The organism is Ruegeria sp. CF3 (assembly GCF_056537365.1).
The window spans coordinates 749,169-766,540 of sequence record NZ_JBQFRK010000002.1 but is presented as its reverse complement, the minus strand read 5'-3'; the positions used below and the strand labels follow the sequence as shown (position 1 = coordinate 766,540).

17 protein-coding genes are annotated in these 17,372 nt (G+C 56.0%); 7 read left to right on the top strand and 10 right to left on the bottom strand.

Features of this window, described 5'->3' with window-relative positions; translation table 11 throughout:
* Window positions 1-90 precede the first annotated feature (90 nt).
* Together ACR0KC_RS11155 and ACR0KC_RS11150 are read left to right on the top strand one after the other, a co-directional pair.
* Window positions 91-942 carry a bifunctional helix-turn-helix domain-containing protein/methylated-DNA--[protein]-cysteine S-methyltransferase gene (locus ACR0KC_RS11155; RefSeq protein ID WP_170394731.1) on the top strand — a complete coding sequence of 284 codons (852 nt, stop codon included), beginning with the start codon at window positions 91-93 and terminating at the stop codon, window positions 940-942.
* Window positions 943-1,117: 175 nt separating this feature from the next.
* The gene (locus ACR0KC_RS11150) at window positions 1,118-1,552 is read left to right on the top strand and encodes a glyoxalase superfamily protein (protein ID WP_170408510.1); all 435 of its coding nucleotides are present in this window, start codon (window positions 1,118-1,120) and stop codon (window positions 1,550-1,552) included.
* Between the two features lie 55 nt (window positions 1,553-1,607).
* Here ACR0KC_RS11150 and ACR0KC_RS11145 read toward each other — a convergent pair whose 3' ends face one another.
* Complete coding sequence (locus ACR0KC_RS11145; protein ID WP_170394725.1) at window positions 1,608-3,047, bottom strand: aldehyde dehydrogenase family protein; 1,440 nt, start codon at window positions 3,045-3,047, stop codon at window positions 1,608-1,610.
* 218 nt (window positions 3,048-3,265) lie between these two features.
* Between ACR0KC_RS11145 and ACR0KC_RS11140 the strand changes: the two genes are divergently transcribed.
* A complete protein-coding gene (locus ACR0KC_RS11140; protein ID WP_170408508.1) occupies window positions 3,266-3,916 on the top strand; it encodes a peroxiredoxin in 651 nt (216 codons plus the stop codon).
* Between the two features lie 38 nt (window positions 3,917-3,954).
* On the opposite strand, the gene ACR0KC_RS11135 is transcribed toward ACR0KC_RS11140, so the two are convergent.
* Complete coding sequence (locus ACR0KC_RS11135; RefSeq protein WP_480771848.1) at window positions 3,955-4,950, bottom strand: Hint domain-containing protein; 996 nt, start codon at window positions 4,948-4,950, stop codon at window positions 3,955-3,957.
* 314 nt (window positions 4,951-5,264) lie between these two features.
* Window positions 5,265-5,894, bottom strand: a complete 630-nt coding sequence (locus ACR0KC_RS11130) for a TIGR02466 family protein (RefSeq protein ID WP_170426142.1) — start codon at window positions 5,892-5,894, stop codon at window positions 5,265-5,267.
* A 250-nt stretch (window positions 5,895-6,144) separates the two neighbouring features.
* Here ACR0KC_RS11130 and ACR0KC_RS11125 point away from each other — a divergent pair, with 250 nt between their 5' ends.
* Window positions 6,145-6,630 (top strand): hypothetical protein, encoded by a 486-nt coding sequence (locus tag ACR0KC_RS11125; protein ID WP_480791474.1) that lies wholly within the window; start codon window positions 6,145-6,147, stop codon window positions 6,628-6,630.
* Between the two features lie 36 nt (window positions 6,631-6,666).
* Complete coding sequence (locus ACR0KC_RS11120) at window positions 6,667-7,167, top strand: helix-turn-helix transcriptional regulator (RefSeq protein ID WP_170394711.1); 501 nt, start codon at window positions 6,667-6,669, stop codon at window positions 7,165-7,167.
* A gap of 292 nt (window positions 7,168-7,459) precedes the next feature.
* Here ACR0KC_RS11120 and pnp read toward each other — a convergent pair whose 3' ends face one another.
* From pnp to ACR0KC_RS11100, 4 genes are all read right to left on the bottom strand, one after another.
* The gene (gene pnp, locus ACR0KC_RS11115) at window positions 7,460-9,610 is read right to left on the bottom strand and encodes a polyribonucleotide nucleotidyltransferase (protein ID WP_170394709.1); all 2,151 of its coding nucleotides are present in this window, start codon (window positions 9,608-9,610) and stop codon (window positions 7,460-7,462) included.
* A gap of 224 nt (window positions 9,611-9,834) precedes the next feature.
* Entirely contained in the window at window positions 9,835-10,203 is a 369-nt protein-coding gene (locus tag ACR0KC_RS11110) for a DUF1761 family protein (RefSeq protein WP_170513987.1), read from the bottom strand.
* A complete protein-coding gene (locus ACR0KC_RS11105; protein WP_170394703.1) occupies window positions 10,200-10,622 on the bottom strand; it encodes an SRPBCC family protein in 423 nt (140 codons plus the stop codon). The genes ACR0KC_RS11110 and ACR0KC_RS11105 overlap by 4 nt, the downstream gene beginning before the upstream one ends.
* Window positions 10,603-10,956 (bottom strand): metalloregulator ArsR/SmtB family transcription factor, encoded by a 354-nt coding sequence (locus tag ACR0KC_RS11100; RefSeq protein ID WP_170408502.1) that lies wholly within the window; start codon window positions 10,954-10,956, stop codon window positions 10,603-10,605. Before ACR0KC_RS11100 ends, ACR0KC_RS11105 begins: the two co-directional genes overlap by 20 nt.
* Before the next feature lie 268 nt (window positions 10,957-11,224).
* On the opposite strand from ACR0KC_RS11100, the gene ACR0KC_RS11095 reads away from it, so the two are divergent.
* Both ACR0KC_RS11095 and ACR0KC_RS11090 read left to right on the top strand, forming a co-directional pair.
* Window positions 11,225-12,826 carry a BCCT family transporter gene (locus ACR0KC_RS11095; RefSeq protein ID WP_170513982.1) on the top strand — a complete coding sequence of 534 codons (1,602 nt, stop codon included), beginning with the start codon at window positions 11,225-11,227 and terminating at the stop codon, window positions 12,824-12,826.
* 775 nt (window positions 12,827-13,601) lie between these two features.
* Window positions 13,602-14,849, top strand: a complete 1,248-nt coding sequence (locus ACR0KC_RS11090) for an MFS transporter (protein ID WP_480751098.1) — start codon at window positions 13,602-13,604, stop codon at window positions 14,847-14,849.
* Between the two features lie 386 nt (window positions 14,850-15,235).
* Here the strand turns inward: ACR0KC_RS11090 and rpsO are convergent, their stop codons facing one another.
* The 3 genes from rpsO to ACR0KC_RS11075 all read right to left on the bottom strand — a co-directional run bounded on the left by rpsO (window position 15,236) and on the right by ACR0KC_RS11075 (window position 17,283).
* Window positions 15,236-15,505: a 30S ribosomal protein S15 gene (rpsO, locus tag ACR0KC_RS11085; protein ID WP_050605082.1), complete on the bottom strand. Its 270-nt coding sequence runs from the start codon at window positions 15,503-15,505 to the stop codon at window positions 15,236-15,238.
* A 143-nt stretch (window positions 15,506-15,648) separates the two neighbouring features.
* Window positions 15,649-16,683 (bottom strand): calcium-binding protein, encoded by a 1,035-nt coding sequence (locus tag ACR0KC_RS11080; protein WP_480706466.1) that lies wholly within the window; start codon window positions 16,681-16,683, stop codon window positions 15,649-15,651.
* 96 nt (window positions 16,684-16,779) lie between these two features.
* Window positions 16,780-17,283 carry a DUF1643 domain-containing protein gene (locus ACR0KC_RS11075; RefSeq protein WP_170819207.1) on the bottom strand — a complete coding sequence of 168 codons (504 nt, stop codon included), beginning with the start codon at window positions 17,281-17,283 and terminating at the stop codon, window positions 16,780-16,782.
* Window positions 17,284-17,372 lie beyond the last annotated feature (89 nt).

The window sequence follows — 17,372 nt, the reverse complement described above, 5'->3', positions numbered from 1 at the left end:
CGTCAACTCAGTTGACAAGATAAAGCGCAGATTCCGGGTCGCAAGATCGACAGGGGCAAGTTACTGTTCCTGTAACTGATGAGGTGACCGATGAACGTCCAGACAGCAGAAAGCGGATATCATTATAACGTCATGCGGCGCGCGATCGAATTGATCGATCAAGGCGGAGAGAGTCTCAGTCTTGATGAGTTGGCTCGCCAGATGGATATGAGCCCTGCCCATTTTCAGCGTCTGTTCTCACGCTGGACCGGGGTCTCTCCGAAGCGATACCAGCAATACCTGACCCTTGGCCATGCCAAAGCTCTGTTGCACGAGCGTTTCACCACGCTGGAAACCGCTCATAATGTGGGGCTGTCCGGCAGTGGGCGGCTTCATGACCTGTTCCTGAAATGGGAATCCATGAGCCCCGGTGAATATGCCCGTAAAGGCGCAGGTCTCACGATCTACTGGGGCTGGTTCGAGTGCCCCTTTGGCCCTGCGCTGGTTATGGGAACTGACAAGGGAATCTGTGGAATCGCCTTTGGGGCCGAGACAGGCGAGGAGGCGGCGATGGAAGACATGATCTCTCGTTGGCCCAATGCTGATTTTGTCGAGGACCCCATGCGCCTGCGGCCTTGGGTGCTCAGCGCCTTCGGTGCGGCCAGCGACCGGTTGGAGCCGACCCCGCTCTACCTGATCGGCTCACCACTGCAGATCAAGGTATGGGAAGCGCTGATGCACATCCCTTCGGGCCAGGTCACCACCTATTCCGAGATCGCGCAGCGGGTCGGCTCACCCCAAGCGGTGCGCGCCGTGGGCACCGCAGTTGGGCGCAACCCGGTCAGTTGGCTGATCCCCTGCCACCGTGCCTTGCGCAAATCGGGCGGCTTAGGCGGCTACCACTGGGGGCTGCCCGTCAAGCGCGCCATGCTGGCCTATGAGGCGGCGCAGGCCGACGCCTGATTGACATTCTGGCGCGTCGTTGCCATATGCACGGCAGGTTCGGGTCCCCTGCCGTTCGCGGCCTTAGGCTTTGGTGAAACCCGATTGAATCACATCTGTTGCCCTTTCCAGGCGCGCGGATGGCAATGCGAACCCCGTCCAGATTTCGCGCCCGTTTCAGGAAACGAGGCACACCATGACACATACTCAGAACATCGCTCCGGTTGCGGAGCTGAAAGAGCAGGCAAAACGCCTGCGCAAACGCCTGCAGGACGCCGGAGTGAAGCTATCGCATAGCGAGGCGCTGGAACTGTTGGCGCATCAACTCGGTGCGCGGGATTGGAACACGTTGCACGCGATGGCAGGAAATCGAGTGCAGTTGCGCGTCGGTGACCGAGTTGAGGGTCGATATCTGGGTCAGCCCTTCACCGCCGAAATCCGCGGTCTGACCATGATTGGGGATGGCGGACATCGCCGGGTGACCCTTCAGTTCGACGTGCCCGTAGATGTGGTCCGGTTCGACAGTTTTTCGTCCCTTCGCCAGCGGGTGACAGGTGAGATTGGCTGGGATGGTCGATCCACCCGCCACACGTCGGACGGAGAGCCGCAGCTTATCGTCCGACCTGCCTAAGAAACAAAGCGAGGCACCCTTGGGGTGCCTCACATTTTGATAGCACCAAGATTGACTATTCGGCGGCCCAACCGCCAACGGCCTTGACCTCAAGGAAGTCCTCCAGTCCCCAAACCCCGCCTTCGCGGCCATTGCCGGACTGTTTCATCCCACCAAACGGGGACCCAGCGCTGCGCGACTGGCCGTTCATCTCAACCATGCCCGACCGCAAGACGCGAGCCATTCGGTTGGCGCGTGCACCGTCTTGGGTCTGAACATAATTGGTCAGCCCGTAAGGTGTGTCATTGGCAATCTCGATGGCTTCTTCTTCGGTGTCGAAGGGGATCATGGTCAGAACCGGGCCAAAGATCTCCTCGCGCGCGATCGTCATCTGGTTATTGGCATCGGCAAAAACCGTTGGGCGCACATAATAGCCCTTGTTCAGCCCCTCTGGCCGACCCGTGCCGCCTGCAACCAGACGCGCGCCCTCATCAATTCCTTTCTGGATCAGGTCCTGAATTTTGGTCCACTGCACTTCGTTCACCACCGGTCCGATATGTCGGCCTTCCTCGGCGGCACTGCCGACGGTGACCTTGTTTGCCACTTCGGCGGCTGTCTCAACCGCCTGATCATAGATCGGACGCTGCACCAGCATCCGGCTGGGCGCGTTACAGCTTTGACCGGTGTTGTTCATCATGTGCAGGACGCCGCGTTTTACCGCCTTTTCGTCGGCATCGGCGAAGACCACATTGGCCCCTTTGCCGCCCAGTTCCAGATGCACTTTCTTCAGTGTATCCGCCGCATTCTTGGAAATCGCAGTGCCCGCGCGGGTCGAACCGGTGAAGCTGACCATATCAACATCTGCGTGCCCCGAGAGCTGAGAGCCCACGCCCACGCCATCGCCATTCACCAGGTTGAAAACACCAGCCGGGAAGCCAGCCTCATCCATCATCTCAGCAAAGATCATCGCGTTCAGCGGGCTTTGCTCGGACGGTTTCAGCACCATCGTGCAGCCCGCAATCGCCGCCGCGCCGACCTTGAGCGTGACCTGATTCATCGGCCAATTCCATGGGGTGATCAGGGCTGCCACACCCACCGCTTCATATATGATCCGGTCATTCGGCGCATGATCGCCCAACGGACGTTCGAATTGGAACGCCTTGGCGGCACGGATGAAGTTTTTCAGGTGATAGATCCCCGCGCCCGATTGCTGGCTGCGCGCCATTTCGATCGGTGCACCCATCTCCATCGACATCGCCTGGGCCAGATCCTCAGAGCGGGTGGCGTAAATATCGACCAGTTTCTCGACCAAAGCGATGCGCTCGTCCACCGGGGTTGCCATCCAACCAGGCAGAGCAGCTTTGGCCGCGGCGACCGCTGCGTTAGTGTCAGCCTCTGACCCTAGCGAGATCACCGCGCATGGTTCTTCGGTCGACGGGTCGATCACTTCGAAATCATTCGGCTCTGATGGGGCGACCCATTTGCCGTTGATATAGAAATCGCGTTTTTCGATCATGGCTCATCCTCCGGATCAGGAATCAATCGACCGAACGGTCGGTTTTCATTCGCACTCTGTCACCCACCCGGGTGTCGGGCAAGGGTAAAACATAATTTGATCAAATTATCTACCTACTGAATCTTCTGACAGCGCAACATGAATGGTTTAACCTCTGCGCAAAGTGATTAGGTTGGCAGCAATCGACTCGCGATTTTTCACAGGAAAGGAGTTTCCCAATGGGTTTGCGCATCAATGATACGGTCCCGAATTTCACCGCAGAGACAGATCAGGGCACCGTCCAGTTTCATGACTGGATTGGCGATAGCTGGGCCATTCTGTTCTCACACCCCAAGGACTTCACTCCTGTTTGCACGACCGAGTTTTCGGCAGTTGCGCAGCTGAACGATGAATGGGCGGCGCGGAACACCAAAGTGATCGGCGTGTCGGTCGATGGTGTCGAAGATCATAAGAAGTGGAAAAAAGATATCGAGGCCTATGGCAACGCCAACCCCGGCTTCCCGATCATCGCCGATGACGGTCTGGCTGTTTCCAAAGCCTTCGACATGCTGCCGGCCGAGGCCTATCTGCCCGACGGCCGCACGCCTGCCGACAGCGCAACTGTACGCTCTGTCTTTATCATCGGACCCGATAAGCAGTTGAAACTGTCCATGACCTACCCGATGACCGTGGGCCGCAACTTTGCCGAGATTCTGCGTGCGCTGGATGGCCTGCAGATGAGCGCCAAGGGCGTGGCAACCCCCGCAAATTGGGTGCCGGGTGAGGATGTGATCATTCCACCTGCGGTCTCCAACGATGAGGCAAAAGAGAAGTTCGGCGAGTTCGAAACGATTTTCCCCTATCTGCGCAAAACCAAAGCGCCATCGTGATTGGATAATGGGCGGGGGGCACAAGCCCCCGCCCTCGTTTAGTGCGCAAACGCTGCAGTAGCTCCACAAGGGGCACACAGCTCCGGGCGCAGCATCTGCACTTCGTACGGTTTCAGAACCGGCAGCACCGTATCACCATAGCCGCCTGCGTCGGAATGAAGCTCGGGGAACAGCTCGAATAGTTCCTCCTTCACCGCACTGCTCATCGCGTCCAACGTGTATCCGCCGGGATAAAACGATTCCGACCACAATCCTTCGACATTCACCAGCTCATGCTGGTCGAATAGAATGTGAATGTACTCGACGCCCCCGGTTGGCGGTACTTGCGTGATAGACTTGCCGTTGAGCAGAGACTTGGCCGTCGCCAACATCATCGGGTGACTATGATGCAGTTCCAACGAAGGTGAGGACACGACAACCCGATGCTGAGGTGACAGCAGCAGATCTCGCGATGGTGTCTGCGGCCCAAGACTGCCCGCACTGATCCGGATCGGGCAATGCTTAGGGGTCTGTCTCAGATCCGCCTCACTCAGCCGTCGCTGACCCACCCAGCGCACGGCCCGACCGGTGCCATCTGCGGTGATCACATGATCGCCTGCTTTGACTTCTTCGATCAGACGCTGGCCCGACGGTGTCAGAATATGTGACCCCGAAGTAAAGCAGACAAAGCTGGGAAGGTTATCATATTCGACCGCAGGTGCAGTACTCTGGGCCAGTGAGTTGCCTGTCAGTACATCGTTAACAGCAACGTTTCCCGAGGTCACAACGATGTATTGCGTACCCGAGAATTGCAGCAGTGTGAAGGTGACCGGTGCACCTCCGACCGTCGCGCTGTAGCCTTCAAATATCTGAAAGCTGCCGGAGTTGCTCAGCCCGGGGATTGGGAGGGTATCGAACTGTTGGCTGCCGTTGTTGTCCGGATTTTCGAGAAAATTATTATCATCAGTAATGGTGACCTGAAACCCCTGGGTCACCGTCACACTGGGGTTGCCAAACGGATCTCCGTCGATCTCAAAGATGGTGATAGAGGCCAAAGCGCGGCGACTTCCCAGATGATTTGGATTTCCCTAACTTTGAGCTAACTCAACTTAGAAGTGTTAACATATCGTTTACCGTGACGTGCAGGGCTCGAAAGCGGCACTGATCGAAAAAGGCAGATTGGCTATGTTGGATCGACTGTGGGCACGCCTGCCGAGGCGGTGGTTGGGATCGGATACGTCAGTTGAACGCGGTCTCGCTGCCAAGGATTGTAGTTTCTAATGGAAACTGAAAGCCGCGCTGACTGCGCTGACCAGGCGAAACATTGCCTTGATGTTCGATACCACAGAGGCTGCGTATCTCGAGGCGATTAACTGGGATCCGATTTTGGACGTCGAAAGGTTGCGTTGAAGGCAACCGTGACGCGGCTTTCTTTACTTTGGTTTGGGTGGACCCAATGGGTCAGATAGGATGGAAAAAGGATCATTTCGCCTGCTGCCGGGCGCAGCTTCTTTTTGTTCCGAAACGCACTCGCCTGAAGTATGCGCCAGTGAGGCAACTCGTTTCGGGGGTCGAGAAACTCAATCATTCCAGACGAACCTTCTTCGATCTCGGGTTGAGAAACATAGTACACTCCAGACCAATGCGCGCCGGGATGAGTATGCGGCGCATTGTACCCGCCGGAAGGATTGTCGTTTATCCACCCGAACAGTTTCAGGCGAAGTTTATCCAGTTCAACCTTGTCTGAGACCTTTCGCGTTATTTGAAACACCGCATCTTCGGCCGCGTCTCGCAAATTCTGAATAGCGGGCGTATCGCGATCAAAGAGGTTTCCGTTTGAGTGCCATCCGCCGCGATTGGATTTTGAGGCACCCTCGTCTTCCTCACGCATCTTTTCGGCCTCAAACAGAATCGCCGCATTAAGCGCTGCACTGTTAGGCACCACAAATCGCATCATTGGAGTAGAGAAGAGCTTTTCGAATTTCTTGGCTTCGGGCATATCCTCGGTGTCACCTTCAAAAACTACATGGCTGTAAATTCAGATCGGTCCGAGATCAAATTCAGGAATTTGCTCCTGAAAAATTTTTCGGCGCTTTCCAAATCCACGTTCCCGCACATTGCGCGCATTACCCAGTACCGTTGAGGATATAGTTCTTTGGTTCAAGTCTGGCCTAACCAACCTAAGTTATATTCCCATCGCAAAGCGCCGATGTTTTAGTTCAATTGGCAATTCCTTTGAGGATGGGAACATGAACAAGAAAACTATCGGTCTGACATCAACTTTCGTTCTGATGGCCACCACGGCGCTTTCGCAAACCACCAAGCAAGACATCATCGACGAACTCACAGAACAAGGTTTCCAACGAATCGAAATAACCAACACGCTGTTTGGGAATCTTCGCTTTGAAGCGACTGGACCTGGAATCGAGAGAGAAGTGGTGCTGGGGAAAGACGGAACCATCGTTCGGGATCGTTCAGAGCGAGACGATGAGTTCGACGATGAGGAAGATGACGACGAAGATTTTGATGACGAAGATGACGACGAAGATGACGACGAAGGATTTGATGACGAAGGTGACGATTACGAAGGCGATGGTGAACGCGACAGCGAAGGCGACGATGGTGAACGCGACAGCGAAGGCGACGATGGTGAGCGCGACAGCGAAGGCGACGATGGCGAGCGCGACGGTGAAGGTGACGATGGCGAAGGGGATGACGAAGGCGACGATGATTAATTCAGCTTCCAACTTGAGCCCAAGCGAGATTGGGGTTTGAACAAATGGTTTAAAAAAGAAGCCATGTTCAAAGCGGGGATCGCTGTATATGCGATCTCTGCTTTGACGTTTGTGATCGAATTGATTGGCGAAATAACAGGGTACTACATTTTTTCCGCGAGTTGGGTGGTCCATGAAATCACGGCTCTCATCACCCTATTTGGGTTTATTCTTGGGGGGCTTTTGATTTGGCAAAGCCACAGGCTGTTTTTGCGACGTCACCAAGAAGTCAAACAGAACCTGCGGAAGGCTCAAGGCGAGTTTTTTCGAATGCTGGAACTACAGTTCGACCGTTGGGGCCTTAGTGCTGCGGAACGAGATGTTGCACTTCTCACCGTAAAGGGCCTGTCCCTCGCAGAAATAGCTAAACTGCGCGAGACCAGCGAGGGAACAATCAAGTCCCAGAACAATTCAATCTACAAAAAAGCCAAGGTCAAATCGAGGACGCAACTGTTAGGCGCGCTCATAGAAGAGCTTTTGATCGAAGAAAAGAAATAAACCAAGAAACGATCGGATATCGTCGTAAATTCATTCATTTATCGGCAATGAGTAGAAAAGAATGCCCAAGTAGATGCCCCGGGCCTGTAAAGCCAACGTTATAAGTGGTTGCGAGGCTCTGTTTCAGGGCAATGCACTCAACAATCAGAATTGTAGCCTCATCAAAATTGAAGCCTACCCCAGCAAGCAGATGGTCGGCACATTCCACAGCATCGCTACGGCACTCGTCATTCGCCCAAAGAAAAAGGCCCCGGCGGATTACCGGGGCCTTCGTTCTTGCAAAAGAGGCAGATTACTCTGCGCTTTCCTCTTTCTTTTCTTTCTTCTCGGGAACGATCTCTTCGCCGGTTTCCTGATCGACAACTTTCATCGACAGGCGCACCTTGCCGCGATCGTCAAAGCCCAGCAGCTTGACCTTTACTTCCTGACCTTCTTTCAGAACATCCGACGGATGGTTCAGGCGTCGGTTTTCGATCTGGGACACGTGCACCAGACCGTCGCGCTTGCCAAAGAAGTTCACGAAGGCACCGAAGTCGACGATCTTGACCACTTTACCGGTGTAGATCTGGCCTTCTTCCGGCTCAGCAACGATCGAGTGGATCATCTCATAGGCCTTCTTGATCGATTCACCGTCGGGCGACGCGATCTTGATGACGCCGTCGTCATTGATGTCAACCTTGGCGCCCGAAACCTCGACGATCTCGCGGATGACCTTACCGCCCGAGCCGATCACTTCGCGGATCTTGTCGGTGGGGATGTTCATGGTCTCGATGCGCGGCGCGTGGACCGAGAATTCGTTGGTTTCGGACAGGGCTTTGCCCATCTCACCCAGAATGTGCATCCGGCCGTCCTTGGCTTGCGCCAGGGCTTTCTCCATGATCTCAGGCGTGATGCCCGCAACCTTGATGTCCATCTGCAGCGAGGTGATGCCGTTTTCGGTACCCGCAACCTTGAAGTCCATGTCGCCCAGGTGATCTTCGTCACCCAGAATGTCCGACAGGATGGCGTATTCGCCGTCATCTTCCAGGATCAGACCCATGGCCACACCGGCAACCGGTGCTTTGAGCGGAACGCCCGCATCCATCATCGACAGCGAACCGCCGCAGACCGACGCCATTGAGCTGGAGCCGTTGGATTCCGTGATCTCCGACACGATGCGGATCGTGTAGGGGAAGTCGGTCGCCGCAGGCAGAACCGCCTGCAGGGCACGCCATGCCAGCTTGCCGTGGCCGATCTCACGACGGCCCGGACCACCCACGCGGCCAACTTCGCCAACCGAGTAGGGAGGGAAGTTGTAGTGCAGCAGGAAGTTCGATTTGAAGTTGCCGTGTAGCGCGTCGATGAACTGTTCGTCGTCACCGGTGCCCAGCGTGGTCACGGCCAATGCCTGAGTCTCACCACGGGTGAACAGGGCAGAACCGTGGGTCCGCGGCAGCATCGAGGTTTCTGCGACGATCGAACGGATATCGGTGGTCGAACGACCGTCGATACGCTTGCCGCCTTTGACGACGTCACCGCGCAGAATGCCAGCTTCCAGCTTCTTCATAGCGGAACCGAGGTTGCCGTCTTCTAGTTGCTCTTCGGTCAGCGCTTCCTTGATCGCTTCACGGGCCGCGGCAACAGCGGCGGTGCGCTCTTGCTTGTCGGTGATCGCGAACGCGGCGCGCATCTTCTCTTCACCGGCAGCCGAAACAGCGGCGGACAGCTCCGAGTAATCGGGGGCGACAAATTCGAACGGCTCTTTCGCGGCTTCTTCGGCCAGCGAGATGATCAGGTCGATCACGGGCTGAATTTGCTCATGCGCGAAGTTTACCGCGCCCAGCATTTCCGCCTCGGACAGTTCGTACGCTTCCGATTCCACCATCATCACGGCGTCTTTGGTACCGGCGACAACCAGGTCCAGACGCTGTTCAGGGTTCAGGCGCAGGTCCTGCATGTCGTCGACGGTCGGGTTCAGAACGTATTCGCCATCCTCGAAACCAACGCGGGCACCGGCGATCGGACCCATGAACGGCGCGCCGGAAATGGTCAGTGCGGCAGAGGCTGCGATCATCGCAACGATGTCGGGGTCGTTGACCAGATCGTGGGACAGCACGGTGCACATCACCAGAACTTCGTTTTTAAAGCCGTCAACAAACAGCGGGCGGATCGGACGGTCAATCAGACGCGCGGTCAGCGTCTCTTTCTCGGTCGGGCGCGCTTCGCGCTTGAAGAAGCCACCCGGAACCTTACCGGCGGCATAGTATTTTTCTTGATAGTGCACGGTCAGCGGAAAAAAATCCTGACCGGGCTTTTGAGCACGGGCAAAGGTCACGTTTGCCATGACGCTGGTTTCGCCCAGCGTGGCAATCACGCTGCCGTCGGCCTGACGGGCAACCTTGCCGGTTTCCAGTGTCAGCGTCTCTTCGCCCCACTGAATCGATTTCTTTGTTACATCAAACATATGCGTATCCTAGAACGGAGCACTCCCGCCCCTGCGGGTCTCCGGTTTGCATGGCGGCCCCATTGCCGCCGACCCCACTTTATCTTCCATTCGAGTGCCGGGGTCAGGGCACAACGTCTCAGATGACAGGCCCATACATCAGTTTGCAAGCTTTGGAAAGTCGGGAGTTTTTGGGGGGCAGGGGATTGCCTAACCCCCGCCCAAGCTGGGCAGGGGCCGATGTATCAAAGGATAGCGTGCGCCAATATCATCACCACGCCGCAGCCCAGCGCATATCCGGTGTCGACTGCGATGGCGAAGCCGCTTTTCTGTGCCCATGCCCCGACCGATGCGGCCTGAGCAGCCACTGCGAGGATCGCCAGCACCGCAACGCCAAGGCTGTTGTTGGTCTCGGTCACCGCGATCACAGCGGCTAGCAGGATCAGGAAAACGATCTGGGCCGCCATCTGCGGCAGGGGTGGAGATTCGGGCGGGGTGGGGTCGATCCGTGTTCCCTCGGCCCAGCGTTTCTGAAAGCCGACGGGTCCGTAGACCAGCCAGCCCAGCAGAAAGGCCGCGATCACACCCACGCCAAGGGCGAGCCAGTTGATCACAGCGCACCCTCCAGCGTCTCAAGGATTCGGGTCCAGCCACCTTCGTGATTGTTGCGGCTTTCTTCCGAAGGGAAGCGGATGTGGTGCAGGCGCAATTCCGTACCCTTGTCGGTGGGCGTGAAATCTAGCGTCACGGTGGAATCGTCCTGACTGTAAGGCGAGTTCCAAGTGAATTGCAGCCGATTGGGCCGGTCGATCACCTTGTATTCGCCCTCATGCGGAAGGTCCCCGGCCTCGGGCGCGCGCATGATGATCTTGAACCGGCCCCCTACCTTGGCGTCAGAATAAGCTTCGGGCACTGACATGTTGGGACCGGGCAGCATGAACTTGGCCAACATTTCCGGGTCTAGCCAAGCATCAAAAACCTTTTCCGGCGGGTGCGGAATGGCGCGGGTTATTTCAAGGGACAGTTCCGTCATCTTCTGGGTCCTCCAAAGCAGTTTCCAAGGCGTCCAGCCGAAGCGCCCAGATCGAACGCAGCCCGGCGAACCAGTCATCCACGGCTGACAAGGGGGCCATCTGCACCTCGATCAGATGCTCGCGCCATTCCGTCCGACGCCGCACCAGCCCGGCATTCTCGAGCACCTTGATGTGCTTGGACACCGAGTTGAGGCTCATATCGAATTGCTGCGCAATATCCGTCACCCGCAAGGGGCCCTGCTGCGCGAGCATCGTTAGGATCACGCGGCGGGTTGGGTCGGACGCGGCCTTCAATATAGCGCTTAGGTCATAGCGATTCTCTCGTTCAACCATTTGGATGAATTACATGCCTTTTCTGCTTCAGTCAACCATTTGGTTGAATAACAGGATATTTGCAGCTCTGAAAGCTAATTCGGTCGCTCCCACCGCCTAACTATTCGCGAAATCGAATATATTTGGTGAAAATTTAGTATCCGTATAGGCTGAAACCACCATACCTGCGGTCGAAACGACGGAAACGCGCCAAGGTAATACGAATATCACCTCCGTCCGCCGGTCGAATACCTTGGCGTTTGCAAGTAGCGAACAGAAGGGCAGACGCATGGCACAAACCAAGAAAATGCTGGATCCGGATCCCCGGATTTATGACTTTGAGACCGAATATGAGCTTGGACAGGACAATGTCCGGCCTTTCGGTCTGGATATCCATAACCCGGTCTTTTTGATCTCAAGCATCCTGATCTTCGCGTTCGTCCTGATCGCGCTGGCAAATCAGGAATCCGCAGCCACGTTCTTTGGCTGGCTCCGGCCATGGCTGACCAGCACGTTTGACTGGTTTCTGGTGCTGTCGGTTGACGCAATCACCCTGTTCTGTCTGGTGCTGATCATCTTGCCTGTGGGCAAGGTGCGGATCGGCGGCAAGGACGCCAAACCCGACTATTCCTACGCCGGATGGATCGCGATGATGTTCGCGGCCGGGATCGGCATCGGGCTGTTGTTCTTCGGCGTGATGGAGCCGGTCTATTACAACTTTGCAGAAGACGGCAACGCCCGCCCGCTGGGCATCGATATCGCTGTGCCGGGTAACGAATATATCGGCATTGTCGGCACGATCCATCATTGGGGTCTCGAAGGCTGGGCGGTATATGCGGCCGTTGGTCTGGCGCTTGCAATCTTCAGCTATAATCTCGGGCTACCATTGACCCTGCGTTCGGCTTTTTATCCGATCCTGGGCGAGCGCGTCTGGGGCTGGTGGGGCCACATCATCGATACTCTGGCAGTATTCGCGACCCTCTTCGGCCTGACCACATCATTGGGTTTGGGCGCACAACAGGTGGCCGCCGGGCTGTATGAGGTCTTTGGCATCGAACCCAGCCCCACCGTCACCGTCCTGCTGATCATAGGCATTACGATGATCGCACTGGGCTCGGTCCTGATGGGCATGGATGCAGGAGTCAAACGGTTGAGTGAGATCAACATGATCATGGCCGTAGGACTGTTCATCTTCGTCATTGTAGTTACCGGTGTCGGCACCGCCATTGCACGGTACTTCAACGTGATGGTGGATTACGTGACGCACCTGCCTGCTCTGTCCAATCCGTTCGGTCGGGAAGACACCAGCTACTTCCACGGCTGGACAACCTTCTACTGGGCCTGGTGGATTGCGTGGTCACCTTTCGTGGGCATGTTCATCGCCCGCATTTCCAAAGGTCGTACGGTGCGTGAGTTCGTGATCTGCGCCTTGTTGGCACCCACTGCGGTATGTGCCTTGTGGATGTCGACCTTTGGCGGCGCAGCCATCGACATGCTGAACGCAGGCGGCGCAGAAGGCGTCCGCGCCACGGTGATCGACAGCTACGCCCCAGAAGGCGCGCTGTTTGGGTTCCTGAAGGAACTTCCGCTATACGGCATCATCGCACCCATCGCGCTGATCCTGATCGTGGTGTTCTTTGTGACATCGTCGGATTCGGGCTCGCTGGTGATCGATACGATCACGGCAGGCGGCAAGATGGACGCACCGGTTGTGCAACGCGTGTTCTGGTGCACGCTTGAAGGCCTCGTCGCAATCGCACTGCTGCTGGGCGGAGGTCTCTCTGCCTTGCAAGGGGCAGCGGTGTCGACTGGAATTCCGTTTACCTTGGTGGTTCTGATCATGTGCTACTGCCTGTGGCTGGCGCTTAAATCAGAAAAGGCCAAGATGTAACTGGGATTATCCTGAGAAAACCGAAACGCCCGCCAATTCGGCGGGCGTTTTTGGTCCGGAGCGGCCCCTGTAGTGCGTACCCATGCAGAAGTCGTCAGGAGCGTACCAAACGGCGGTCAGTGCAGCGAATCCTTGCGTTTGCCTTGGGTTGGATATTCCATCTTTTCATCTTCTAGGATCCCGCGAAGAACCGCCGCTGTCTCAACCTTCGAAATTGCCTTCTTATGGTCGTAGGGATTATTCAAAATCGACCGCGCATTTGTGGCGTTGGACGTCTCAGACATCTTGGTTGCAAACACCCGGCTCAGAATTGACTTCAATGGCATCATTCAACTCCCGCAACATATGGTCATCAAATCCTTGCCGCTGCGGGTCAGGTCCAAGCCACTTGAGGGAAGGGCTCAAAGACCAACTTCCGTGAGTGTGAACCCGCAGCGACACCGTCCATGTAAGAAAAATGGGGTGCCGAGAAAGGGGGAAGAAATCTGCTGTTTGCATCATTTTTTTGACCGCTTGGAAAAAAATCACGACACTGCTTACGCTTACGTCAACCTTCTAACCTAGGGCCCGGCTTTCGCGACGCGGCGTCACAATTCGAAACCCAAGGTCAGCCACCCGGATACCGCCCGTCGCCGCGCCAAATTGGACAGAAAACAAAAGAGCCCATACCCTGACTCCGGGCAACTCTTGGCGCAGCGCGTGTTTCTTGTGATGTGGCCGGCCCCCTCGACGTTTTGAAATTGGATTATTCCGGGACCGTAATGAGGAAGCTGTTATGAACCTTTCACGATTGTCTCTGTTGCTGGTCGTATTCATTGACGTGATGGGTTTTGGATTGATCGTGCCGATTTTCAACACGATCCTGCTGGATCCACACCAGGCTTTCCTCGCACATGGAACAGCGACGAATATCCGCCAGCTCGACTATACGATTCTGATTGTCGTCTTCTTTCTGTTCTACTTTTTCGGGGCGGCCTTTATCGCCAAGTTGTCGGACTATATCGGGCGTAAAACAGGCATCATGATCTGCCTTACCGGTGCCCTGATCGGCTATGTTCTGACTGTGGCCGCGATCATGACGTCCAGCTATTGGCTGTTACTTTTGGGGCGCGCCACTTCCGGGTTTACGACGGCCAACCAACCCATTGCGCAGGCCGCATTGATCGACATCAGCCATGACGATCAGGAGAAATCAAAAAACCTCGGGATGATTGTTGCGGCATCCGCGCTGGGCCTGCTCGGGGGGCCACTGATTTCAGGGTTGCTCAGCGACCAAAACCTGATGGGGTCATTTGCGTCACTGGAACTGCCTTTCTACGTCGCCATTGCCCTGATCCTGATCAACATGGCACTGATTCTGTTCTTCTTCTCCGAACCCGGTTTCAAAAGACAAAAAATTGACTTCGGGCTTTTAGATGTTGTTTTGAACCTGTGGAAAGTCTTCTCGCACCCGGTCGTTTTGCGGCTTTCGGTCGTCATGTTGTTCTCGCTGATGTGCCTGAATGCGTTTTTCTTCTTCATCGACACGTATCTGCTGACCCGGTTCAAGTTCAGTACGCTTCAAAACAGCATGGCCCTCGCCGTGTTCGGAGGCTCCATGGCCTTTGGCAGTGCCTACCTCACCGCACCGCTGCACGAGCGCTATAAAAAGTTTCCGATTCTATATGTCTCCATTGCAGCCATGGCGCTTGGGATATTGGCCTTCATGCTGAACCCCATGGCCGATCTGACCTATGTCCTGATTGTTCCGATAACCATCGCGTTCGCGATCATGTACCCGACCATGCTTTCGTTGTTTTCCGCGAGCGTCGGCCCAACCGAGCAAGGTTGGGTCATGGGTGTGACAGTCGCCATCTACGCGTTGGGCTCCGGGACCATTACGGCCCTCAGCGGGTCCCTCATGGCTATCAATTTGCGGATGCCTTTCGTGCTCGCGGTCATCTGCGGTGTACTGGCATTGATTGCGATGGCGAAACTCTTTCGCCATCCCGGCGTTCAAGCGCTTGATACCAAAGGCAAGTAGGTTTCATCAGTGTGTCCCGAACGAAAATGGGCGCGCCCGCTACAGGCACGCCCAGTAAAAAAGGGAGGACTATGAAAAACCTGACGCTCGAAACAAAAGAAGCGCCTACTCACTAACATCCTCAGAATGGCGCAATCTTTGACCGCGTTCAGTGAAGTGGTTCACAGGAAGTTAAAAAAGTTTGCGCTTCTTTGCGTAGCGGTAAGGTTTGGGCCGCAGGTATGTGTGTGCCGTCTCTCATGAACATGGCGGGAAATTCGCGCGCCGCACAGTTCACTAGATTAGACAGTGACCAAAACAAATACGCCCACCAAATGGCGGGCGTACAAGATGTACAATTTGTACGAACAGGGCCTCAGCGCCTGTACAACATGAACAAAACGCGTTTAGCGGCGGATGCCCAGCTTTTTGATCAGGTCCTGATAGCGTGCTTCTTCTTTGCCCTTCAGATAGTCCAGCAGCTTACGGCGCTGAGCAACCATCTTCAGCAGACCACGACGACCGTGGTTGTCTTTCTTGTGGGTTTTGAAGTGCTCGGTCAGGGTGTTGATGCGCGAGGTCAGGATAGCAACCTGGACTTCAGGCGAACCAGTGTCGCCGTCCTTGGTTGCGAATTCTTTCATGACGCGTGCTTTATCAGCGGCAGTAATCGACATCGGGGTCTCCTTTAAAGGTTAGAGTTGATGGCGCAGGCCGGGATGTCGTCCAGCACAGGCCCATGGAGAAAACCGCACCGATTCCGATGCGGATGGGCGCGTATAGGCGCATTCACCGCAAATGGCAAAGGGATTCTGCAGGCTCAACTGGTGAAGGCGTACTGCTCCAACTGGGCTTCGGTCACAAACTGAATATCTTCAACAGTCAGTCCCTCTGCGCCAAAAAGCTGAGCGACGTCTTCGCCATTGACCCGAACATGGGTCAAGCTGTTGTTTTCACTGTCCTGTTCGATCGTTAATTCCGGTTCTTCCGGGTTGTCCCAGGTGATCAGAAGCTTGTCGTGACCGATCTGGAAATCCATGATTGTCGTGGCTTCCTGCTCGGGGTCGGACTGCACAACGATCTCGTCCTCACCCTCTCCACCTGTGACCACATCGCCGTCTTCGGCAAGAATGACGTCGTCCCCAGAGCCCCCGTTTAGGAAGTCGCGCGCAGGCTCGTCCGGGCCGTCTTCTCCGGACAAGATGTCATCACCATCTCCGCCAAACAGGGCGTCTTCACCGGCACCCCCAACAAGGTAGTCGTCGCCATCTCCGCCTTGTAGCGCGTCGTCGCCGTTATCGCCGCTTAACGTGTCATCGCCCTGACCACCAAAAAGCCGGTCATTCCCATCACCGCCGCTCAGATCATCTGTTCCGAAATGACCATACAGGTCGTCATTTCCTGACATTCCGTCCAGCGCGTCGTCACCATATTCACCATGGAGCACATCATTCCCGAGGTTGCCAAACAGGACGTCCCCGCCACCACCGCCATACAACACGTCGTTGCCGGCGCCGCCGTCGATCCAGTCGTCCCCGCCATATCCGTTGATCTGATCGTTGCCTTCCTGCCCGGTCACAACATCCGCATCCTCATCGCCCGCAATGACCAGATCGCCCTCATACTCAGACACAATCTCGCCAGTGTCAGAGTCGGTTTCCTCGGCAGAGCTGGGCTCGTCGACATTCTCGTCCGCGTCAAGCAAATTGCCTTCCGACAGGTCGTCGTCGGTCGTTTCCTCGATGCGATCGTCTTCCTCCTCGTCATCGCCTTTGTCTTCTGGCACAAGTACGTCGCTGATTGCGTAGGCCGCACCACCCATGGCGGCCATTCCGAATAATCCGATCAGAAACATATCTACCCTCCGCAAGCACAATGGCTCCGAGTGTAAAACATCTCATGCAAACAATGGCTTGGTCAAAGCGAAGCTGAGAGCGTGGTTAATCCTTTATCACCAGGGTTCGGGCTGCTGAGTGTACGCAATGTAGAGAGGATGCTTCGGATGCCCGTCCTTGGTCAGCCCAAGGTGGAACAAGGGCTGGCCCGTGCCGCGCAGCAAGTCCTCAACTGCGGGGCCGCGTTCCAGATGTGCGCCATGGGTGCCCCAGGCGGCGATGACCTGATCCGCCCATTCCACGCCGTCCAGGATGGCTGCGTCATTCTCAGGCCCCACCGGATCTGCAGATGCACGCATCTTGCGCGGATCAGTGTCGCGCCAGGCAAAGATATTGGTGACCTGAAAAGCTCCGAAACCCAGTGTGCGTGCGCGACGCTCGCAACGTTCCACCGTGGGGTCGTTCTGCACCTCGGTCGCCGTCGACGGATTCAGCATCACAAACAACGCCTTGCGGCCCCCCGGGTTCCAGATACGGGTCAGGCTATAGCGGTATTTTTCGCAATCGGAGTAGATAGCAGTCGAGGGCGCGTCGCCCTTGGTATGAGAACGGGTGATCATGCAGTCGGGTTTGGCTGGAATTAGGCCCGTTTACAAGGGGCGATGTCCTGATCCTTAACTTGTGCTATACCTGCCTTCATTTGAACGGC